Source organism: Lawsonibacter sp. LCP25S3_E2 (genome assembly GCF_052117285.1).
Taxonomy (GTDB): Bacteria; Bacillota; Clostridia; order Oscillospirales; family Oscillospiraceae; genus Lawsonibacter.
The window spans coordinates 1-22,634 of the sequence record NZ_JBQKJL010000008.1 but is presented as its reverse complement, the minus strand read 5'-3'; the positions used below and the strand labels follow the sequence as shown (position 1 = coordinate 22,634).

The following is a 22,634-nucleotide window of genomic DNA, read 5'->3' as shown; positions in this document are numbered from 1 at the left end:
AAACCACATCAAAGAGTAAAATTACTCGTTGATCTCGATAACCACGCTTTTCCTGCGGTGTGAAACACCGTGGAAATTACTCGTTGTTCTCGATAACTACGCTTTTCCTGCGGTGTGAAACACCGTGGAAATTACTCGTTGATCTCGATAACCACGCCGGAACCCACGGTGCGGCCACCCTCACGGATAGCGAAACGCAGGCCCTTCTCGATGGCGATGGGGGTGATCAGCTCCACGTCCATGTCGACGTTATCGCCGGGCATGCACATCTCAGTGCCCTCGGGCAGGGTGATGATGCCGGTCACGTCGGTGGTACGGAAGTAGAACTGAGGACGATAGTTGTTGAAGAAGGGGGTGTGACGGCCGCCCTCGTCCTTGGACAGGACGTAAACCTGGCCCTTGAACTTGGTGTGGGGGTGAATGGAGCCGGGCTTACACAGAACCTGGCCACGCTCGATGTCGGTCTTAGCGATACCACGCAGCAGGCAGCCAGCGTTATCACCGGCCTCGATGAAGTCCAGAGTCTTGCGGAACATCTCCATGGAGGTAACCACGGTGCTCTTCTTCTCGTCGGACAGACCCACGATCTCGACGGTCTCGCCAGCCTTCAGCACGCCACGCTCCACACGGCCGGTAGCAACGGTACCACGGCCAGAGATGGTGAACACGTCCTCGACGGGCATCAGGAAGGGCAGAGAATCATCGCGGGGAGGAGTGGGGATATAGTTGTCGACGGCGTCCATCAGCTCCTTGATGCAGGCGAAGTCGGGGTCGTCGGGGTTGTTGGACTCGTTGGTCAGAGCCAGCAGAGCGGAACCCTTGATGATGGGGATCTCGTCGCCGGGGAAGTCATAGCCGGACAGGGTCTCACGGACCTCCATCTCGACCAGCTCCAGCAGCTCCTCGTCATCAACCTGGTCGCACTTGTTCAGGAACACGACCATGGCGGGCACGCCGACCTGACGGGCCAGCAGGATGTGCTCCTTGGTCTGAGCCATGGGGCCGTCGGTAGCAGCGATAACCAGGATGGCGCCGTCCATCTGAGCAGCACCGGTGATCATGTTCTTGATATAGTCAGCGTGGCCCGGGCAGTCAACGTGGGCATAGTGACGGGCATCGGTCTCGTACTCCACGTGGGCGGTGTTGATGGTGATACCACGCTCGCGCTCCTCGGGAGCCTTGTCGATGCTGGAGTAGTCCTCGTACTGAGCCTGGCCCTTCATAGCCAGATACTTGGTGATAGCGGCGGTCAGAGTGGTCTTGCCGTGGTCCACGTGACCGATGGTGCCGATGTTAACATGGGGCTTGGTACGCTCGAATTTTGCCTTAGCCATTGGAATTTCCTCCTTATATTACAATTATGCTTTCAGAAAAGATAGGGCCGATGACATATCATAGGTATTTTATCCTATTCCTGTCATAATTGCAACCCTATTTTTCAAGAGACCTTCGTCAGATCAGTCCTGATTGCGGCCGCGCTCAGCAATGATCTTCTCAGCAATGCTCTTGGGGATCTCCACATAGCTGTGGGGCTCCATAGAGTACTGGCCGCGGCCCTGAGTGCTGGAACGCAGGTCAGTGGCATAGCCAAACATGTTGGCCAGAGGCACCAGAGCATCGATCTGAGTGGCGCCGGGACGGCTCTCCTGGCCCTGGATCTGGCCACGGCGGCTGTTCAGGTCGCCGATGACGTTGCCCAGATACTCGTCAGGAGCAATAACAGAAACCTTCATGATAGGCTCCAGCAGGATGGGGGTCGCCTTGCGGCAGGCCTCCTTAAAGGCCATGGAACCGGCGATCTTAAAGGCCATCTCAGAGGAGTCGACCTCGTGGTAAGAGCCGAAGGTCAGGTGGACCTTTACGTCCACCACAGGGTAACCGGCCAGAACACCGGCCTGCATGGCACCCTGGATACCAGCGTCGACCGCAGGGATATACTCCTTGGGGATGACACCGCCGGTGATCTCGTTGAGGAACTCATAGCCCTTGCCGGACTCGTTGGGCTCCACAGTGATGCGGACATGGCCGTACTGGCCCTTACCGCCGGACTGACGGGCATACTTGGTATCCTGCTCCACAGTCTGCTTGATGGTCTCCTTATAGGCGACCTGGGGAGCGCCCACATTGGCCTCCACCTTGTACTCACGCAGCAGACGGTCCACGATGATCTCCAGGTGGAGCTCGCCCATACCGGCGATGATGGTCTGACCAGTTTCCTCGTCGGTGTAGGTCTTAAAGGTGGGGTCCTCCTCAGCCAGCTTCATCAGGGCGATGCCCATCTTCTCCTGGCCGGCCTTGGTCTTGGGCTCGATGGCCACGCGGATTACGGGCTCGGGGAAGTCCATGGACTCCAGGATGATGGGGTGCTTCTCATCACACAGGGTATCGCCGGTGGTGGAGTTCTTCAGGCCGATGACGGCACAGATGTCGCCGGAATAGCAGCACTCGATGTCCTCGCGGTGGTTGGCATGCATCTGCAGAATGCGGCCAATGCGCTCCTTCTGCTTCTTGGTGGAGTTCAGCACGGAGGTGCCGGTGCTCAGCACGCCGGAGTAAACACGCACGAAGGACAGACGGCCCACATAGGGATCGGTAGCGATCTTGAAGGCCAGAGCGGCGAAGGGGCCATCATCCTGAGAGTGACGCTCCTCCTCTTCCTCGGTATCGGGGTTGACACCCTTGATTGCGGGGATATCAATGGGAGAGGGCATATAGTCCACGATGGCATCCAGCAGCTTCTGCACGCCCTTATTCTTGTAAGAGGTGCCGCAGACCACGGGAACCATCAGGTTGTCGATGGTGGCCCGGCGGATGGCCCGGCGGATCATATCCTGGGGAACTTCCTGCTCCTCCAGAACCAGCTCCATGATCTCCTCATCGATGTCGGCGCAGGCGTCCAGCAGCTTGGTGCGGTACTCCTGAGCCAGTTCCATCATATCCTCGGGAATGGGCTCCACACGCATGTCCTGGCCCAGGTCGTCGTAGTAAATGTCGGCGTCCATCTCCACCAGGTCGATGATTCCCTTAAAGGTCTCTTCCTTGCCGATGGGCAGCTGGATGGGCACTGCATTACACTTCAGACGGTCGTGGATCATGTCCAGAACATGATAGAAGTCGGCGCCCATGATGTCCATCTTGTTGACGTAGATCATGCGGGGGACCTTGTAGTCGTCAGCCTGACGCCACACAGTCTCGGACTGGGGCTCCACGCCACCCTTGGCGCACATGACGGTGACAGAACCGTCCAGCACGCGCAGGGAACGCTGGACCTCAACGGTAAAGTCCACGTGGCCCGGAGTGTCAATGATGTTCAGACGGGTCTGGGGGAACTGCTTCTTGGTTCCCTGCCAGTAACAGGTGGTAGCAGCGGAAGTGATGGTGATGCCGCGCTCCTGCTCCTGAGCCATCCAGTCCATGGTAGCGGTACCCTCGTGGGTCTCGCCGATCTTGTAGTTGACGCCGGTGTAGTACAGAATACGCTCGGTCGTGGTAGTCTTGCCCGCGTCAATGTGGGCCATGATACCAATGTTACGGGTATTCTCCAAAGAAACTTTTCTAGGCATACTTCGTCTCCTTCTGGATTACCAGCGGTAGTGTGCGAACGCCTTGTTGGACTCAGCCATCTTATGGGTGTCCTCACGCTTCTTCACGGCGGAACCGGTGTTGTTGGCGGCGTCCATGATCTCGCCAGCCAGACGCTCCTTCATGGTCTTCTCACCGCGGGCACGGGCGTAAGTGGTCAGCCAGCGCAGACCCAGGGTCTGACGGCGCTCGGGACGGACCTCGATAGGCACCTGGTAGGTGGCGCCGCCCACACGGCGAGCCTTAACCTCCAGGGAAGGCATGATGTTCTCCAGAGCCTGAGTGTAGACCTCCATGGGGTCCTTCTCAGTCTTCTCCTTGATGATGTCAAAGGCGCCGTAGACAACCTTCTGCGCCACGCCCTTCTTACCATCCAGCATGATGCTGTTGGTGAGCTTGGTAACCAGGACGGAGTTGTAAAGCGGATCGGGCAGAACCTCCCGCTTGGGTACATTTCCTCTTCTGGGCACTTTGCTTCCCTCCTTCTTATAAAATTAGAAATCATAGGTACTCGAAACAGTTTTGTTCCGTGTAATGCCTGTCCGAGGTCTGCCCATATAATATATAGGTAAACGCTCGGCAAGGCGGGTTTGCCTTGCGCAAACGCACAATGCAATTCAGTGTGAAATAATCTTACGGGGTAAAATTACTTCTTGCCGGCCTTGGGACGCTTGGCACCGTACTTGGAACGGGCCTGCATACGGCCGTTGACGCCCTGGGCATCCAGAGTGCCGCGGATGATGTGGTAACGCACGCCGGGCAGGTCCTTGACACGGCCGCCGCGGATCATGACCACAGAGTGCTCCTGCAGGTTGTGGCCCACACCGGGGATATAGGCAGTGACTTCCATGCCGTTGGTCAGCTTCACACGGGCGATCTTACGCAGAGCGGAGTTCGGCTTCTTAGGAGTGGAAGTACGAACAGCGGTGCAGACACCTCTCTTCTGGGGAGAGGGCAGATCGGTGCTCTTGTTCTTCAGAGTGTTCAGACCGTGCTGAAGAGCGGGGGAAGTGGACTTGTAGGCCACCTGAGCGCGGCCCTTGCGTACCAGCTGGTTAAAAGTAGGCATTAAATTTCCTCCTTTCTCAATTTCTGCCCCATGGGGGCGTAATATATTTTAACAAGATCAGGAACATTTATTCCTGATTCTGCTAAAACCGGAAAAAATCGGCGGATTATTTCAGCAGCGCTGCCACAGCGCTTCCTACGGCAATGCCGCAGGCACCGCCCAGGTCCTTCATGGTGGGCACCTGCTCCACAGGTACCTGTTGATTGACTGCCGCCTGGACCAGGGGCTGCAAGAGCCTGGGATCGGCGTCCATGGCCATGTAGAGCCGTGCTGCACGTCCGTCCTTTAAGGCGCGGCGCACCTGCTTGGCCCCCACCACCTTATTGGGTGTGCTGAGTTCCTGGATCATTTCGGCGCCCTCCTCCTCGTCCAATAGAGTCATCATCGGGTAAAAGGGCACACTGCCCCTACCACCGCAAGTTGAAATTATAGCATCTTCATGCCCTTGCGTCAAGGAAAATTCCCAGAAAATCTTTTAAATTTTCAAGTTTATTTCGCAACCGCAGGGATAATTCTGCGTCTTGATAGGTAAAGAGCCCCTTTCTTCACCCGACTTGTTGACATAAGGAGGAATTTCCATGAAACGTCTTGTTGCCCTGTTCCTGCTCTCTGGTCTGTGCCTGTCTCTGCTGGGAGGCTGCGCCGCTGCCTCTGCCGCGAAAGAACTATCCGCCCAGCCGGTGAAGCTCACCACCCAGGACCTGTCCCGCTATGATCCGGACGCACCAAAGTCCCACGCCGCTCTGTCTGATTTTGGCCTGGATCTTCTCAAGAATACGCGCCAGAAGGAAAGCACCCTGGTCTCTCCCCTGTCTATCTCCATAGCTCTGGCCATGGCGGCAAATGGAGCGGATGGAGATACTTTGGAAGAATTCCAGCAGGTGCTGGGAGACGGCCTGCCCCTGGAATCTATCAACGCGGCCTTCGCATCACTCATGTGGGTTTATTCCGATGGCCTGGGAGGCTCCACCAAGTGCTCCATTGCCAACAGTCTCTGGGTAGACCCGGAGGGGCAGGTTCGGGAGGATTTTATCGGCAAGTGTGCAGGTCTCTTTGAGGCCCAGATCTTTCAGGGTGACCTGTCCGCCCCCGGTATTGTCAAAGACCTCAACGGCTGGGTGTCACAGCATACAAATAAAATGATCCCCCAGATTATTTCACAGCCCTTTGACAAAAACACCGCCGCTCTTCTGGTCAATGCCCTGTATCTGAAGAACACCTGGGCCACTGAATTTGACCCTCAGGACACCGCTCCTCGGGACTTTACCCACGGGGACGGCTCCACAGAGCGGCTGCACTACCTGAATCACTTCTCCCTGTCCTTCCCCTATCTCTCCAACGAAACCTGTGAAGGCGCTATCCTCCCCTATGACGACGGACGGCTGGGCTTTTTTGCCCTGATGCCAAAGCTCTCCCCCGATGCGCCGGACTTTGATACGTGGCTGGCAGAGCTGAAGGGCACAGAACTTGCTTCCCTCATTCTATCTGGGGAGGACGCAAAATTTCTCCGTCTGAGCCTGCCTAAATTTGAGCAGGAATGGAGCGGGGAACTCCAGGACATATTGCCCGGTATGGGGCTGGAATGTGCCTTTGACCCGGATACCGCCGATTTCTCCCTGCTGGGAGACAACCCCTACGGATATTATCTCTCCCAGGTCATCCACGCCGCCAAAATGGAAGTCAATGAAAAAGGCACCGAGGCAGCGGCGGCCACGGTAGCCGCCGCAGGAAGCGGCTCGGCCGCTCCGCCTGAGGACGGGATCATCCTGGTGTTTGACCGCCCCTTCCTCTACGGCATCGTGGATCTGCAAAACGGCATCCCGCTGTTTCTGGGTACCTTTGAATAGTCTCTCCTTTGCCACGGCATACTAGGAGAACTCTATTTTAAAGGAGGGATCCCTATGACTGCCCATGTAAATGGGAGCTGCATTGGCTGCGGCCTGTGCGCCAACATGTGCGGCGGAGTGTTCACCATGACCGACGAGGGGGTGGCCGCCGCCCGCGATGAAATCTTCCCGGAGCAGGAGCCCCAGGTGCAGGAGGCGGCGGAGAGCTGCCCTGTCCACGCCATTGAACTCAGCTAAGAAAAAACAAAGCGGCCCGCCGTCTGGCGGGCCGCTTCTGATTTTACAGTTGGAGAAAACACGTTCTGTTTAGACTTCCTGCTCCTGGTTGCTGCTCTCCAGCACCATCTCTCCCAGGTCGGACAGGTCCAGCTCCAGGCCGCCCAGCTCGTCCTCGTCCTCCTCATCCCGGTCCATCCGGGGAGCGGACTCGGCAGCAGCGGACTGCTGGCCCACAAGGTTGCCCTCATCGTCGATCATGTCCTCCTTGCGGTACTGGGCAAGGCCGGAACCGGCGGGGATCAGCTTACCGATGATGACGTTCTCCTTCAGGCCCTGGAGGTGGTCCACCTTGCCCTTGATCGCGGCCTCGGTGAGCACCTTGGTGGTCTCCTGGAAGGAGGCGGCGGACAGGAAGGACTCGGTGGCCAGAGAGGCCTTGGTGATACCCATGAGCAGACGGGTGCAGGTGGGCAGGCGCAGCTCCTCGCCCATCTCACTCTTCTCACCGGCCGCAATACGGTCCTTGACGGCCTGCTCGGCATCCAGGAACTCGATGATGTCAACGGTGGAACCGGACAGCAGGGTGGAATCCCCGGCATCCTCCACGCGGACCTTGCGCATCATCTGACGGACAATGACCTCGATGTGCTTATCGTTGGTATCAACGCCCTGCTGACGGTACACCTTCTGAACCTCGCGGATCAGGTAGTTGTGACAGTCGGACAGGCCGCGGATACGCAGCACCTCGTGGGGAGACAGGGCACCTTCAGTGAGCTGGAAGCCCTTTTCCACCATATCGCCGTGCTTGACCTTGATGCCCGCGGAGTAAGGCAGGGCATAGGTGACCACTTCGCCGTCGTCGGCGGTGATGGTCAGGTTGCACATGACGTTGCGCTTGGTCTCCTCGATGGTCACCCGGCCGCCGATCTCGGCCAGCTGGGCCATCTTCTTGGGCTTGCGGGCCTCGAACAGCTCTTCAACACGGGGAAGACCCTGGGTGATGTCGCCGCCGGCCACGCCGCCGGTGTGGAAGGTACGCATGGTCAGCTGGGTACCAGGCTCGCCGATGGACTGGGCGGCAATGATACCAACGGCCTCGCCGGCGCCCACAGGCTCGCCGATGGCCAGGTTGATGCCGTAGCACTTGGCGCACACACCGCTGCGGGCGCGGCAGGTGAGCACGGAGCGGATCTTCACCGCGTGGATGCCATGGGCCTCCAGCGTGGCGGCGTCATCCTTGCGCAGCATGGTGTCGCGGGTGAAGAGAACCTCGCCGGTGGCGGGATCCACAATGTCGGCAGTGGGATAACGGCCATGGACACGCTCGGCGAAGGTCTCGATGACCTGGCCGTGCTCTTCGATCTCGCTGACCTCGATGCCGTCGTCGGTGCCGCAGTCGTCCTCGCGGATGATGACCTCCTGGGACACGTCCACCAGACGGCGGGTCAGGTAACCAGAGTCGGCGGTACGCAGAGCGGTATCGGCCATGCCCTTTCGGGCACCTCTGGAGGAGATGAAGTACTCCAGAACGGACAGACCTTCACGGAAGTTGGCCTTGATGGGGATCTCGATGGTACGGCCGGCGGTATCGGCCATCAGGCCACGCATACCAGCCAGCTGACGGATCTGAGCCATAGAACCACGGGCGCCGGAGTCCGCCATCATGAAGATGGGGTTGTACTGGTCCATGGATTCCTGGAGGGCGTCGGTCACGTCCTTGGTGGTCTTTTCCCAGGCGGAGACGGACAGGCGGTAGCGCTCGTCGTTGGTAATGAGACCGCGGCGGTACTGCCGGTCAATCTTAATGATCTCCTGCTCAGTGGCGCGGATCAGGTCATACTTCTTGGCAGGCACGGTCATGTCGGCGATGGCGACGGTCAGGGAGCCCAGGGTGGAGTAGTGATAACCCAGGTCCTTGATGGCGTCCAGCACACCGGCGGCAATGGTGAAGCCGTGGCGGGTGATACACTTGTCGATGATCTTGCCCAGCTGCTTCTTACCCACTACGAAGTTGATTTCGGGGTCGAACATGGTCTCAGGGTTGGTGCGGTCCACAAAGCCCAGGTCCTGGGGAATGGCCTCATTGTAAATGAGGCGGCCCACGGTGGTCTCCACCAGCTTGTGCTGCATGACACCGTCGATCTCCCGGAACATCCGCACCCGGATGGGGGTGTGGAGGGTGACCACGCCGGCATCATAGGCCAGCATGGCCTCGTCCTTGTCGGCAAAGGCGTGGTTCACATCCCGCTCCTCACGGACATAGGTGAGGTAGTAGGCACCCAGGATCATATCCTGAGAGGGGATGGTGACAGGACCGCCGTCCTGAGGACGCAGCAGGTTGTTGGCGGAGAGCATGAGCACACGGGCCTCGGTCTGCGCCTCGGCGGACAGGGGGACGTGAACGGCCATCTGGTCGCCGTCGAAGTCGGCGTTAAAAGCGGTACACACCAGGGGGTGCAGCTTGATAGCGCGGCCTTCCACCAGCACGGGCTCGAAGGCCTGGATACCCAGACGGTGCAGGGTAGGCGCGCGGTTGAGCATAACGGGGTGATCCTTGATGACAAACTCCAGAGCGTCCCAAACGGCACCCTCGCCCTTCTCTACCATCTTCTTGGCAGCCTTGATGTTGTTAGCCAGGCCGTCGTCCACCAGCTTCTTCATGACAAAGGGGCGGAACAGCTCGATGGCCATCTCCTTGGGCAGACCACACTGATAGATCTTCAGGGAGGGGCCAACCACGATAACGCTGCGGCCGGAGTAGTCAACACGCTTACCCAGCAGGTTCTGACGGAAGCGGCCCTGCTTACCCTTGAGCATGTCGGACAGGGACTTCAGCGCCCGGTTGTTGGCGCCGGTGACGGCGCGGCCCCGGCGGCCGTTGTCGATGAGGGCGTCCACAGCCTCCTGGAGCATGCGCTTCTCGTTGCGGACAATGATATCAGGAGCCTTCAGCTGGATGAGGCGCTTAAGACGGTTGTTGCGGTTGATGACCCGGCGGTAGAGGTCGTTGAGGTCGGAGGAGGCGTAACGGCCGCCGTCCAGGGGAACCATGGGCCGGATCTCAGGAGGAATGACCGGCAGCACGTCAATGATCATCCACTCAGGCTTGTTGCCGGAGAGACGGAAGGCATCCACGACCTCCAGACGCTTGACGATGCGGGCCTTCTTCTGGCCGGAGGCATCCTTCAGCTCACGGCGCAGCTGCTCGCTCAGCTCCTCCAGGTCGATCTGCTGCAGCAGCTTCTTCACAGCCTCGGCGCCCATGCCGGCGTCAAAGTCGTCCTCATACTTCTCCCGCATGTCCCGGTATTCCTTCTCCGAGAGGATCTGGTTGCGGGACAGGGGGGTAAAGCCGGGGTCAATGACGATATAGGCGGCAAAGTAGAGGACCTTCTCCAGGATCCGGGGGCTGATGTCCAGCAGCAGACCCATGCGAGAGGGAATGCCCTTGAAGTACCAGATGTGAGAAACCGGAGCGGCCAGCTCGATGTGGCCCATGCGCTCGCGGCGGACCTTGGCCTTGGTGATCTCCACGCCGCAGCGGTCACACACCTTGCCCTTGTAGCGGATCTTCTTGTACTTGCCGCAGTTACACTCCCAGTCCTTGGTGGGGCCAAAGATCTTTTCGCAGAACAGGCCGTCCTTCTCGGGCTTCAGAGTGCGGTAGTTAATGGTCTCAGGGCGCTTGACCTCGCCGAAGGACCACTCGCGGATCTGCTCGGGGGAGGCGATGCCAATTCGGATGGCGTCAAACTCAGCGTAACTCATTGTAAAATCTCCTCCCTTTCTTAGTTATAATCGTCTTCCGAGGCAAACATGGTCTCGTCGGAGTCTTCTTCGGTTGCCTCGATGGTCAGATCGTCGTCGTCGCTCTCGCCCTTGAAGGTGAAACCGCCGGCGGAAGCGAAATCGGCATCGCTCTGGTAGCCGAAGTCGTCGTCCCGGTCGTAGTAGTCGTCCCGGACGGGCTGGTAACCGTCATCGTCGTCGTCCTTCAGCTCGATCTCGTTGCCCTGCTCATCCAGCACCCGGATGTCCAGACACAGAGACTGCAGCTCCTTGATCAAAACCTTAAAGGACTCGGGCACGCCGGGCTTAGGCACATTCAGGCCCTTGACAATGGCCTCGTAGGTCTTCACACGGCCGGTGACGTCGTCGGACTTGACGGTCAGAATCTCCTGCAGGGTATAGGCGGCGCCGTAGGCCTCCAGAGCCCACACCTCCATCTCACCGAAACGCTGGCCGCCGAACTGAGCCTTGCCACCCAGAGGCTGCTGGGTGACCAGGGAGTAGGGGCCGGTGGCACGGGCGTGGATCTTATCATCCACCAGGTGGTGCAGCTTCAGGAAGTACACATAACCCACAGTGACCGGGTTATCAAAGCGCCGGCCGGTGCGGCCGTCATAGAGCCAGTTCTTGCCGTCCACCAGGCGCAGCAGTCCCTCCTGCTGCCAGGCGGAAACCTGCTTGTCGTCGGCCATCTCCTCGGCCGTGAGGGCGCGCATACCGCCCTCCTGGCTCTCGTCGGCCAGATAGAGCTGCTTGCCGATGAGGGGCTCATCCCGGCCTACTTCACGGGCAAGGCCGGCCATCTTCAGGCACTCCTGGATGTCTTCCTCGGTGGCGCCGTTGAAGATGGGGGTAGCCACCTTCCAGCCCAGGGTCTTGGCAGCGTAGCCCAAGTGGACCTCCAGCACCTGACCGATGTTCATACGGGAAGGCACGCCCAGGGGGTTCAGCACGATGTCCAGGGGAGTACCATCGGGCAGGAAGGGCATATCCTCCTGGGGCAGAATGCGGGACACAACACCCTTGTTACCGTGGCGGCCGGCCATCTTGTCGCCCACGGAGATCTTACGCTTCTGGGCGATATAGACGCGAACCACCTGGTTGACGCCCGGACCCAGCTCGTCGCCGTCCTCGCGGGTGAAGACCTTCACGTCCACCACGATACCGGCCTCGCCGTGGGGCACCTTCAGGGAGGTGTCACGGACCTCACGGGCCTTCTCACCGAAGATGGCCCGCAGCAGCTTCTCCTCCGCGGTGGCCTCGGCCTCGCCCTTGGGGGTGACCTTACCAACCAGGTAATCACCGGCGCGGATCTCGGCGCCTACACGGATGATGCCGTGCTCGTCCAGATCCTTCAGAGCATCCTCGCCCACGTTGGGGATGTCGCGGGTGATGGTCTCGGGGCCCAGCTTGGTGTCGCGGGCCTCGGTCTCATACTCCTCGATGTGGATGGAGGTAAACACGTCATCCCGGACGATGCGCTCGTTGAGCAGGATGGCGTCCTCGTAGTTGTAACCTTCCCAGGTCATAAAGCCCATGAGAATGTTCCGGCCCAGGGCGATCTCGCCATGGTCGGTGGAGGGGCCGTCAGCCAGCACGTCCTGGAACTCCACCCGCTGTCCGGCCTCCACAATGGGACGCTGGTTGATACAGGTGGTATGGTTGGAACGCAGGTACTTGGTCAGGCGGTACTCCTTGGTCTCGCCGTTGTCATAGGCCACGGTGATGTACCGGGCGGACACACGGGTGACGGTACCGGGACCCTCGGCCAGAATGGCGACCTCGGAGTCGATGCAGTTCTTGTGCTCCTGGCCGGTGGCCACGATGGGGGCCTCGGGCCGCAGCAGAGGCACGGCCTGACGCTGCATGTTGGCGCCCATCAGAGCACGGTTAGCGTCGTCGTTCTGGAGGAAGGGGATCATGGCGGTAGCCACGGACACCATCATCTTGGGAGAAACGTCCACATAGTCCACCTGACGGCGGTCCACGGAAATGGTCTCATTGCGGTGGCGGCAGGTGATACGCTCGTTGACAAAGCAGCCGTTCTCGTCCAGAGGCTCAGTGGCCTGGCCGATGGTGTACTCGTCCTCCACATCGGCGGTCATATACTCAATCTGGTCGGTGACCTTGCCGGTCTCCTTGTCCACCTTCCGGTAGGGGGCCTCGATAAAGCCGAAGCGGTTGATGCGGGCATAGGAGGCCAGGTAGGAAATCAGGCCGATGTTGGGACCTTCAGGGGTCTCAATGGGACACAGACGGCCATAGTGAGAGTAGTGTACGTCACGGACATCGAAGGAAGCCCGGTCACGGCTCAGACCGCCGGGGCCCAGAGCGGACAGACGGCGCTTGTGGGTCAGCTCAGCCAGCGGGTTGGTCTGGTCCATGAACTGGCTCAGAGGGCTGGAGCCGAAGAACTCCTTGATGGCAGCGGTGACAGGACGGATATTGATGAGGCTCTGGGGGGTGACCACATCCAGGTCCTGGGTGGTCATACGCTCCCGAATGACACGCTCCATACGGGAAAAGCCGATGCGGAACTGGTTCTGGATCAGCTCGCCCACACAGCGCAGGCGGCGGTTGCCCAGGTGGTCAATGTCATCGGGGGTGCCCACGCCGTGAGCCAGGCAGTTGAGGTAGTTGATGGAGGCCATGATGTCCTCCACGGTGATGTGCTTGGGAATGAGGTCATCCAGGTGCTCCCGGATGGCGTCCTTCAGCTCCTCCCCGGAGAACTGGTCCAGCAGGGAGCACAGGGCCGGGAAGAACACCATCTCATCCACGCCCACCTCGGCGGGATCAAAGTCCACAAAGTCCTCCAGATGGACCATGTTGTTGGAGAATACCTTGACGAGCTTGCCGTCCACATCCAGGATCGCCTCATTGACACCCCGGTTGTCCAGCTCTTTGGCGCGCTCACGGGTGAGGGTCTCGCCGGCCTCGGCGATGATCTCGCCGGTGCGGGGGTCAGCCACGGGCTGGGCCAGCTTGTGGCCGGACAGGCGGTTCCACAGGGCCATCTTCTTGTTGAACTTATAGCGGCCCACCATGCTCAGGTCGTACCGGCGGGGATCAAAGAAGGTAGCCTCCAGCAGGGTCTTGGAGGAATCCACCGTGGGGGGCTCGCCGGGACGCAGCTTGCGGTAGATCTCCAGCAGGGCTTCCTCATAGCTCTTGCAGGCGTCCTTCTCCAGGGTGGCCAGGATGCGCTCATCCTCGCCGAACAGCTCGATGATCTCCGCATCGGTGCGGGGACCCAGGGCACGGATCAGGCAGGTGATGGGCAGCTTACGGTTCTTATCAATGCGCACATAGAAGATGTCGCTGAGGTCGGTCTCATACTCCAGCCAGGCGCCCCGGTAGGGGATCACGGTGGTGGCAAAGGTCAGGTTGTCCGCCTTATCCGCGGTACGGGAGTAGTACATACCGGGGGAACGGACGATCTGGGAGACGATGACACGCTCAGCGCCGTTAATGACAAAGGTGCCGGCCTGGGTCATAATGGGGAAATCTCCCATGAAGATCTCCTGCTCGTTGATCTGGTTGTTCTGGGTGTTGCGCAGCTGCACCTTTACCTTGATGGGGGCGGCGTAGGTGGCGTCTCTGGCCTTGCACTCCTCCACATCGTACTTGGGCTTCTCATCCATGGAGAAGTCTTCAAAGGTCAGCTCCAGGTTGCCGGCGTAGTCCACAATGGCGCCGACGTCCTTGAAGACCTCCCGCAGGCCGGTCTCCAAAAACCACTGATAGGAAGTTTTCTGGACCTCCAGCAGGTTGGGCATCTCCAGAATCTCCTGGTACCGGGCAAAACTCTTTCGCGGGGTCTTGCCATACATTACATCCTTAACGACCATGCTAAAAAATCCACTCGCTTTCTTCTGAATTCACGGTTGGTTCTTACGTTTCCTCGCCGGATGTCAGGAAAAACGGGGGATTTGCCGTCATTGTGCACAATTTCGGCGGTTCCTCGTCTTTCCGCACACCCGGCCATGTGGGCGTTTTATTCGGCTCTTGTCTTGCCTTTTCGCCGGGGACATGTTAGACTAGCGATACAAATCATGGGAGAGTATTCACTCTCTTTGCGGATACGAAAGCATTTTATTTTAACATGTATGGGATGGGTTGTCAAGGCCCATCCCATTTTTTCATGTGCTGCTTCCTAAAATTTTCCTTAAATTTATATTACATTTTCTTTACAAAATGATTTGACATCTCCGGGCAGATATGTTACAATTCGGTTACAAGTTTTGTAATCACTTCGTTAGGAGGACTCCCATGTCAGCAGAAAACATTCCTCTTTCCTATAAGGGTCATCCCCTGCGCCGCAAGGGAAACCTCATCTATTACGGGACCATGGCCGAAAAGTATATTATCATGCTTCAGGTGCTCTCCACCAAGCAGCAGGGCGACCTTCCTGTCGCCGACAAGGTTTCCGTACAGCTCCAGCTCACTGATCCCGACCTGAAGAGCCGGGACCGGGTCGTTAAGAAAAGTGAAAAGGACAGCCTGTACGCCGCCATGGATGTGGCCTCCGTCTGGCTGGAACGGGCTTTGAGCGGAAAGTAAGCCGCTCCCACACCATCCACCCCACCTATACAGAGATAAAAGGAGGACAACCCACCATGCACGTTCCTTGCTGTGCCGCTCGTATGGCCGTCAGTCTGCTTCTGGCCGGTACTATGATCACCCCGGCTTTTGCCGTTTCCGGTACTGTCAACACCGAAGGCTCCAGCCTCCGCGTCCGCTCTCAGGCCGATACCACCGGCTCCGTTCTCGCCCAGCTGCCCCACGGCACCACGGTTGAGGTCCTGAGCAGTGTGGAGAACGGCTGGTATCAGATCCATGTGGATAACACCACCGGCTATGTCTCCGGTGATTATCTGCTGGTGGACGCCGCCGAAGCCGCCTCCCTCCCCGTAGAGGCCGAGCCCACCTATATTCAGGTCACCGTCTCCGTCCTGAATGTCCGTTCCGGCCCCGGCACCGACTATGATAAGGTCGGCACCGTCCGCTCCGGCCAGGTCCTCCAGGCTGTGGAGGAAAACGGGTGGTACAAGGTTGACTCCGGTTACGTCAGCGCTGAGTATGTCAAAGAGGTAGACGCCTCCGCGGCTTCCCAGGCCGGCAAGGGACAGGAAATTGCAAACTACGCCCTCCAGTTTGTGGGTTATCCCTACGTATACGGCGGCAGCTCCCCCAAGGGCTTTGACTGCTCCGGCCTGACCAGCTATGTATATTCCCAGTTCGGCTACAGCATTAACCGCACCGCTTCTAACCAGCTCAGCAACGGGATGTCTGTGGAAAAGAGCCAGCTTCAGCCTGGCGATCTGGTATTCTTCCGTCAGAACGGCTCCACCAAGGCCGCTTCCCATGTAGGTGTTTACATCGGCAACAACCAGTACGTGCATGCCTCCACTCCCGGCGTAGGTGTGATCATCAGCGATCTGAACGATCCCTACATTTCCTCCGGTTACGTGGGTGCCCGGCGCATTGTGTGACATAAGTAAAAAACAAGCTCCTGAAGCAGTTGCTTCAGGAGCTTGTTCTTTATCCCCGATGACCCCAAAGAAATAGGCGGGTGAGGTTTTCCCTCACCCGCCTATGCCTTATTTCTTGATTTCAGGATGTGCACCCTCGGTGTTGAGATAAGCGGCGCTTCCGCTTCCCTTCACCTTAGCGTAAGCGCGCTTCCTTACATATAGGAAGAATCCAAGGTGAACCGCCCCGGTAATCGCCCAGGTAATGGGGTAAGAAATGTACAGGCTGGCAGGGGTGGTGTAAATGGGGAACACCGTGGCTACCCACACAAGGCGCAGCCCGCACGCCCCTACCAGGGAAGCGATCATGGGGATCACCGAATAGCCCAGACCTCTCAGCACACCCACCAGCGTATCCATAATACCGCAGATGAAGTAAAAGCGTGCAATAAAGCCAAGTCGGATCACTGCCTGGGCAATGACATCATCCTCGCCCGCCTGAACGTAAAAACCCGCCAAAACATCACCGAAGTAATAGGCCAGGTTTCCCAGCACCAGCCCAGTGGCCACCACAAAGATCAGGCACTGTTTCGCCACCCGGTCCACCCGGTCACATTTGCCCGCGCCGTAGTTTTGTCCCACAAAGGTGATGGCCGACTGGTAAAAGGCGTTCATAGCGGCGTAGACAAAACTCTCAATATTCGCTGCCGCCGACGACCCCGCCACCAGCACCGGATCGTCAAAGGAATTCAGAGAAGACTGGATCACCACATTGGACAGGGCAAAGACCACACCCTGAAATCCTGCGGGCAAGCCAACCTGGAAAATCCGCATGACCACCAGCTTTTGCAGCCTCAGCTCCTTCAGCTCCAGATGGAGCGGCCCCTGCTCCCGCATAAGGCACCGCATTACCAAAATAGCGGAAATATACTGGGAGATGATGGTGGCCAGGGCCACACCAGCCACATCCATGTTAAAGACAATGACCAGGATCAGGTTCAGGATCACATTGACGATTCCGGCAAACAGCAGATAGTAGAGGGGCCGTTGGGTATCTCCCTGAGCCCGCAAGACCGCCGCGCCGAAGTTATAAACCATATTGGCCGGCATTCCGAAGAAATAAATCCGCAGGTAGATGGTGGCCAAATCAATCACGTCAGTGGGAGAGGACATCCACTCCAGCAGCTGCCGGACCATGATGACGCCAAAAACCATCATGGCCACGCCGCTGATCAGCGCCAGGGTAATGGTCGTGTGCACATCCTTTTGGACCCGGTCATTGCGCCCGGCACCCAGGTCCCGAGCCACTACTACATTGGCGCCCACCGACAAGCCCACAAACAGGTTAATGAGCAGATTGATGAGGGACGTATTGGACCCCACTGCCGCCAGCGCTTCTTTTCCGGCAAATTTACCTACCACCACCACATCCGCGGCGTTAAACAAAAGCTGCAGCAGACTGGATGCAATCAACGGTACCGCGAACAGCAGGATTTTACTGGCCAGCGGGCCGCTGCACATATCAATGTGATATTGCTTCTTCACCCTCATCTCTCCCTTCCATGCAGGCTCAAAGCTATGCCAAATCAGCCGATTCCCTTAAACACAAACCCCAGAATAACCACCAGAATGGTCAAAGGAACATAGATATATTTGCCCACCGGGCCAAACCATTTGCTTAAAGGCTTATCCCTGCCGCACTCCAGTTCGCCCCGCAGCTTCTTCCAACCCAGGACATAGTAAATGGAAATTGCACCCAGCACAGCTCCGATGGGCACCACCACAATGGTAATAAAGTCCATCCACGCTCCCACACGGGCCTCCGCTTCCATAAAGATGCCAACGCCCAGGGTCAGTGCGGAGCAGATCAGCACAGCCGCCTTCCGCCCCAGCTTAAAGTGGCTCTGCCAACTCTCCGCCACTGCCTCAAACATATTGATGAGGGAGGTAAGGCCGGCAAACATCACCGAAACAAAGAAAAATACCGCAAAGAGCTGGCCCATAGGCATCTGCTGGAACACCGTGGGCAGCGTAACGAACATCAAAGAGGGGCCCCGAGCCACATCCAGGTCATATGCAAAGACCGCGGGCATAATGGCAAGCGCCGCCAATACAGCCGCCATGGTATCAAAAATAGCGGTACGGATAGATGCCTTGGGAATATCTGCGTTTTTGTCCAAATACGCCCCATAGACAATCATGCCCGAACCAGTGATGGATAGGGAGAAGAACGCCTGCCCCATAGCCATGACCCAGGTGTAGGGCTCCAGCAGCTTTGACCAGTCGGGGATCAGCAAAAAGCGGTACCCCTCCCCCGCTCCAGACAGGGTAGCCACCCAAACAGCCAGGAGCAGAAACAGCACATAGAACAGCGGCATGAGCACTTTGCTCACCTTTTCAATGCCGGCGGTCACGCCGAACATCAGCACCAGACAGACCAGGAGCACTACCACCGTATGCCACAGGGGGTTACCAAAATCCACAGCAGCCGCCTGGAAAAATTCCGAAGGGTCAGACTGGAGCAGCACTCCAGACAAAGAACCCGCCAGACTGTTGAGCACCCAGCCCATGATGACGGCGTAACCAATGGCAATGCCCAGCGAGCCCATCAAAGGGACCCAGCTGATGATGCCGCCCAGGCGCTTCAGCTTCGGATCGCGCTCCTGAAAGCAGCGCTCATAGGCGCCGATGGTACCTGTTCCAGCCAAACGTCCAATGCCAAACTCGGCGGAAAGGCCCACCCAGCCAAACAGGAATACAAATAAAAGGTAGGGAATGAAAAACGCCGCGCCGCCATATTCTCCCAGGCGGTAGGGGAACATCCAGATATTTCCCAACCCCACCGCAGAGCCTACACAGGCAATGATAAAGCCCACCGAGGAGCTAAAACCCCCGTTTCGATGCACGCCGGGGGTTTTCTTTTGGTTCGCCATAGACAATCTCTCTCCATTCTCACATTCCAGATACGCAAGTATCCATAGTAAATCAGTTTATTTTAGCACAATCCCATACTTCTGTCCAGTCGGGAAGCGGATGTGCCGCCGGCTACACCCATCCGCCGGAGCACATATCCCTGGAACAAGCTCATCTTTTTATCCCTCTCGTCTGAGCAAAACAACCGTCTCTACGTGGCTCGATTGCTCCAGATTGATGTCAAAAGTCCGCCGGATTGAGCCGTTCGTTCGCGGGAATATATCAAAGACTTTTTTGACCTCAAAATAGCCATTTTTCGACCACGCTCGTATGCGGAAACAGGTCGATGTGGTTGTCCCTACTTATAATATAGAACCGGGCAAATTTGCCGACCGTCTCAAGACTACGCTCTGAGGGAACAAGTCCGAAATCCTATCCACTCGACCTTAGAGATTTTATACATCTGGTTTTTCGCCAAATTCAAATCTTGCTTTTCCTGCTGCAATAGCAGCAACAGCGACTTCCTCTTCTGTCCTATCTGGAACAACCCATAATCCCTTCATAAACCGAGAATAGTATTCTTCTTCAATGAGTTCTTTAGGTGCCTGAATGCGATAATTATCTGGATACTTATCTGAAGGCCATTCCCATACATACTCCAAAATTCCAGAAAAATCTCCAGTACGAACGGCGCATAAGTTCGGTGATCCAATAAGGACTGAAAACTTGATGTTCTCATTATCAAGCCTACGACAGAATTCTTCACACTTTTTTATTTCGCCCAAGCTCAACGGTTTGCCCTTGATTTCAAACCACCTATTTAAGTTTGGAATATAAAAGTCCGGAAGATATCTGGTTCCATCCATTTCGAATCCTTCGATTTCATATTCGTAAGTTAGACCGACTGCATTGAAAAAGACTGCCCAGCGAGCTTCAAGTCGACTACGAAATCGGTGTCCGTCATATTCTGTTTCAATTGCTTTTATATCATTACTCACGGACAACTAAGCCTCCTTCTTCAAATACAACACCATTACCATTATTCATGTCTTACAAGAACTCTCTTAGTGTCCTTGTATTTTTCACGCAATGATGGGATGTTGATATCAGTACCTAATACTTCACGAACGACGCCCCATAGACCATCTTTTTCATCCGGGAAGCTATCCATATACTGGTTAAACGGGAGTTCCATCACAAACTTTGCCTGATCCTCGATGCCTCTGCCCGGAACACCATAATCCAATATAGGAGGCAACCCTGTTTTGATGTCTTTACCAAAAACAATAACTCCTGATGCCGGTGCGCCTCCAAGCAAGGTCATGCTTATCGCAAGATCAATCATTTTATCATCAAGGCTAATCCATGAGTGATCAAAGTACAAACCTTGCCCAAGAACCTCACCTATGCACAGATCTGGTGTATATCCAATTTCTGTTAGGCAGACATATAATGCCGCGCATGTGGCGTGGCAAGCACCCCACCATTGTTTCCTCTCCATATACCGATACATGCTCGACAGCACATCTCCGATGTCTTCTTTGTATCCCCTCTCCCTAACAGCTTCTCTTATGCGGTCAGGAATACTCATTGTTTCCTTTCGGAGACAGCAATTCTTATATTTCTTTCCGCTTCCACATGGACACGGATCATTTCTTCCTATTTTCATCATGCGCCCCTTCTTTATTGTTTTATAAACGGCACAATCACATCGTAGAACTTCTTCGTCCAATCAGCGTGAAAGTTAGCCATCTGGAGCCAATCGGTCTCATTCTCGATGCTGACGTTATTCAGCTGAATGAATACCTTGGACGATTTAATGTCGTCGCCACGATTCCACTGAAGCGTCGTACCCAGTGCAGATTCTATTTCTGCTTTATGTGTATACAAGCTATCGAAGGCATCCTTGTTTTCTTGCTTATTGCCTCTGCCAAATACGACTTCTGCCCGCGCTGCATCAAAGTTTGCTACGCAGCAAAGATAAAAGCCACCTAAGCCACACTTTATCTTCGCCTCTCCGAACATTCCGAATCCGCAGGTTTATCTCCGGATGATGACAGATATAGAGGCTGGTGATGATAGCAAACTGGCAATTACATACTCACCGGTCGTTCAGGTGAAGTTCCTTGTAGACCTGAAGAATCACGAAATTCAGGTTTATAACGAGCATACCCCAGTTCTTAATCGCCTGTCGTGTGCAGTGTTCCAGATTTCTTCTGACACAATCGCTTCATGAATACCATCATACAGCATATAGGAATCCTGCTTGACGATATGGTAAGCATTGCGTTTGCCGGGGATTTTCTCATTTTTCCGTCTGCCATAAGCAAGTTTTCCGCAATAAACTGGATTATCCAAAACGCCCTTGATGAATGACGCTGCAAACGCATTTACCAGGACCTGCAATTCCCGTAGTTTCTTGCTCTCTTTCCAAATCAGGCTGGCCTGTGCTGATTGCTGGCGGTATTCCTGTTCCAATTGACTCATTTCATTCTTCCAAACATCTACCGGTGGTTCGCCGTCAGGCACAGCTTCTTTGAGCTTGCGTTTGGCCAAATAAAAACGCCGGAAGTCACTTTCATGCTCTTGCTTGAACAGCTCCCGACGTTTTTTGAATTTGAAAGTATTTAGTTTTTCTTGAAGGGGTTTTAGCTCCTCGTACCCTCCTACACCTACAATTAGAGAGGGCTTTTCTTTACCCTCTGACATGGTTATGTTGGATTTTCAAAAAAACAGGCTAATGGCAGGACAGACCGATTTCAAAAAACAGGACAACGTGCTATAATAGACTTTAGAACAATAAAGTGAGGAGGGCATAAGGATGGACGTGGTACAACATCAGATACTGTCGCTAGATTTCTGGCAGGACACTGTGAGCTATGAGGGAAAAAACTTTCCGTCCGGTACCATAGGATGTGATGCTCTCAATATTCCCGCTGCTCTGATTAAACAGATTACGGAATTATGTGGGAGTTTGAATCTATTTATGGGAGCTATGCAGCTTGGTATGGCCAATGCAGAATTGTTTACGTCAGCCAGAGAAAGTGCTTTGCAAATTGTCCATAAACTAAAAGATATTCCTCCCTTTTCCTATCTGGAGGAAAAGCGGATAACAGCACATATCCAGAAGGTGTTTTCGAATGAATATCTGGAAAATGCCATGGCGTATGCCCAATCTCTTGCTTCCGGAAATTTGATGAATGCTCTAGACCCTCAATATCAAAAGGCGCTGACACTTCTGCGAGTTGTCCCTGTGCTGGCACATTTGGGCTATTCTCTGGAACAGTTCCAGGATACTATGCTCCAGTTTGCGGAGTCGCTCAATACCGCAGAACAGGAACGGTCGCCCAGCGGATATGCTGCTTCCTTTGGGGACTTTTTCTCCAGTAATCCCAGCTTGTCGGAAGAGGATGGAAGCTGGATGTCCCTGACTAACGCTTCCGTGCAGTATGTACCTGCGATACAGCCCGGCAGCAACACGCCGCAACTGGTCAAGCGGATGCACTATGTGTCCTTTGTGGGGATGTTCCGCTCCGACCTCTTTGAAGGGCTTTGTGTAGGCCATGCGCCGAAGAAATGCCCCATCTGCGGACGTTGGTTTTTGACCACCAATGCCCGGCATACCAAATATGTATTCTGTCAAGTAAAAATCCCTGGTTTTGCCAAAGCAAATTCCTTGGTATTGCCACGGGAATTCCCTGGTTTTGCCACGCTATTTTACCCGCATGAGAGCGTTGCGCA

At 56.1% G+C, this 22,634-nt stretch carries 17 protein-coding genes and 1 pseudogene; 5 read left to right on the top strand and 13 right to left on the bottom strand.

The genetic code is table 11. The features are described 5' to 3' along the window. Nucleotides 1-131: 131 nt before the first annotated feature. From tuf to ACTQ3R_RS08620, 5 genes are all read right to left on the bottom strand, one after another. Nucleotides 132-1,334: an elongation factor Tu gene (tuf, locus tag ACTQ3R_RS08640; RefSeq protein WP_441778730.1), complete on the bottom strand. Its 1,203-nt coding sequence runs from the start codon at nucleotides 1,332-1,334 to the stop codon at nucleotides 132-134. Between the two features lie 123 nt (nucleotides 1,335-1,457). Beyond that, on the bottom strand, nucleotides 1,458-3,563 hold the full coding sequence (gene fusA, locus ACTQ3R_RS08635; protein WP_441778729.1) for an elongation factor G: 2,106 nt from the start codon (nucleotides 3,561-3,563) through the stop codon (nucleotides 1,458-1,460). Between the two features lie 18 nt (nucleotides 3,564-3,581). After that, nucleotides 3,582-4,052 carry a 30S ribosomal protein S7 gene (rpsG, locus tag ACTQ3R_RS08630; RefSeq protein ID WP_441778728.1) on the bottom strand — a complete coding sequence of 157 codons (471 nt, stop codon included), beginning with the start codon at nucleotides 4,050-4,052 and terminating at the stop codon, nucleotides 3,582-3,584. Between the two features lie 176 nt (nucleotides 4,053-4,228). Further along, on the bottom strand, nucleotides 4,229-4,651 hold the full coding sequence (gene rpsL / locus ACTQ3R_RS08625) for a 30S ribosomal protein S12 (RefSeq protein WP_441778727.1): 423 nt from the start codon (nucleotides 4,649-4,651) through the stop codon (nucleotides 4,229-4,231). Between the two features lie 106 nt (nucleotides 4,652-4,757). Then, complete coding sequence (locus ACTQ3R_RS08620) at nucleotides 4,758-5,000, bottom strand: ribosomal L7Ae/L30e/S12e/Gadd45 family protein (protein WP_441778726.1); 243 nt, start codon at nucleotides 4,998-5,000, stop codon at nucleotides 4,758-4,760. Nucleotides 5,001-5,229: 229 nt separating this feature from the next. Between ACTQ3R_RS08620 and ACTQ3R_RS08615 the strand changes: the two genes are divergently transcribed. Together ACTQ3R_RS08615 and ACTQ3R_RS08610 are read left to right on the top strand one after the other, a co-directional pair. Beyond that, on the top strand, nucleotides 5,230-6,498 hold the full coding sequence (locus ACTQ3R_RS08615; RefSeq protein WP_441778725.1) for a serpin family protein: 1,269 nt from the start codon (nucleotides 5,230-5,232) through the stop codon (nucleotides 6,496-6,498). A gap of 54 nt (nucleotides 6,499-6,552) precedes the next feature. Next, entirely contained in the window at nucleotides 6,553-6,735 is a 183-nt protein-coding gene (locus ACTQ3R_RS08610; RefSeq protein WP_441778724.1) for a ferredoxin, read from the top strand. 69 nt (nucleotides 6,736-6,804) lie between these two features. Here ACTQ3R_RS08610 and rpoC read toward each other — a convergent pair whose 3' ends face one another. Then, nucleotides 6,805-10,485, bottom strand: coding sequence for a DNA-directed RNA polymerase subunit beta' (gene rpoC / locus ACTQ3R_RS08605; protein ID WP_441778723.1), 3,681 nt, complete (start codon nucleotides 10,483-10,485; stop codon nucleotides 6,805-6,807). Between the two features lie 20 nt (nucleotides 10,486-10,505). Then, nucleotides 10,506-14,357, bottom strand: a complete 3,852-nt coding sequence (gene rpoB, locus ACTQ3R_RS08600) for a DNA-directed RNA polymerase subunit beta (protein WP_441778722.1) — start codon at nucleotides 14,355-14,357, stop codon at nucleotides 10,506-10,508. Nucleotides 14,358-14,778: 421 nt separating this feature from the next. On the opposite strand from rpoB, the gene ACTQ3R_RS08595 reads away from it, so the two are divergent. Then, nucleotides 14,779-15,069, top strand: a complete 291-nt coding sequence (locus tag ACTQ3R_RS08595; RefSeq protein ID WP_441778721.1) for a hypothetical protein — start codon at nucleotides 14,779-14,781, stop codon at nucleotides 15,067-15,069. Nucleotides 15,070-15,125: 56 nt separating this feature from the next. After that, nucleotides 15,126-16,001 carry a C40 family peptidase gene (locus ACTQ3R_RS08590; RefSeq protein ID WP_441778720.1) on the top strand — a complete coding sequence of 292 codons (876 nt, stop codon included), beginning with the start codon at nucleotides 15,126-15,128 and terminating at the stop codon, nucleotides 15,999-16,001. Between the two features lie 108 nt (nucleotides 16,002-16,109). Here ACTQ3R_RS08590 and ACTQ3R_RS08585 read toward each other — a convergent pair whose 3' ends face one another. The 6 genes and pseudogenes from ACTQ3R_RS08585 to ACTQ3R_RS08560 form a co-directional block, all read right to left on the bottom strand. Beyond that, nucleotides 16,110-17,531, bottom strand: coding sequence for an MATE family efflux transporter (locus ACTQ3R_RS08585; protein WP_441778719.1), 1,422 nt, complete (start codon nucleotides 17,529-17,531; stop codon nucleotides 16,110-16,112). A 35-nt stretch (nucleotides 17,532-17,566) separates the two neighbouring features. Then, nucleotides 17,567-18,913, bottom strand: coding sequence for a sodium-dependent transporter (locus tag ACTQ3R_RS08580; RefSeq protein ID WP_441778718.1), 1,347 nt, complete (start codon nucleotides 18,911-18,913; stop codon nucleotides 17,567-17,569). A gap of 435 nt (nucleotides 18,914-19,348) precedes the next feature. After that, nucleotides 19,349-19,891 carry a hypothetical protein gene (locus ACTQ3R_RS08575; RefSeq protein ID WP_441778717.1) on the bottom strand — a complete coding sequence of 181 codons (543 nt, stop codon included), beginning with the start codon at nucleotides 19,889-19,891 and terminating at the stop codon, nucleotides 19,349-19,351. Between the two features lie 599 nt (nucleotides 19,892-20,490). Further along, nucleotides 20,491-20,562 (bottom strand): annotated as a pseudogene (locus ACTQ3R_RS08570) (SEC-C metal-binding domain-containing protein); the annotation flags it as partial. A 14-nt stretch (nucleotides 20,563-20,576) separates the two neighbouring features. Next, nucleotides 20,577-20,918 carry a DUF4268 domain-containing protein gene (locus tag ACTQ3R_RS08565; RefSeq protein ID WP_441778716.1) on the bottom strand — a complete coding sequence of 114 codons (342 nt, stop codon included), beginning with the start codon at nucleotides 20,916-20,918 and terminating at the stop codon, nucleotides 20,577-20,579. 132 nt (nucleotides 20,919-21,050) lie between these two features. Continuing rightward, nucleotides 21,051-21,602: a recombinase family protein gene (locus tag ACTQ3R_RS08560; protein ID WP_441778715.1), complete on the bottom strand. Its 552-nt coding sequence runs from the start codon at nucleotides 21,600-21,602 to the stop codon at nucleotides 21,051-21,053. A 112-nt stretch (nucleotides 21,603-21,714) separates the two neighbouring features. Here ACTQ3R_RS08560 and ACTQ3R_RS08555 point away from each other — a divergent pair. Beyond that, nucleotides 21,715-22,634: DUF6076 domain-containing protein (locus tag ACTQ3R_RS08555; protein WP_441778714.1), on the top strand; the 920-nt coding region annotated here is incomplete at its 3' end.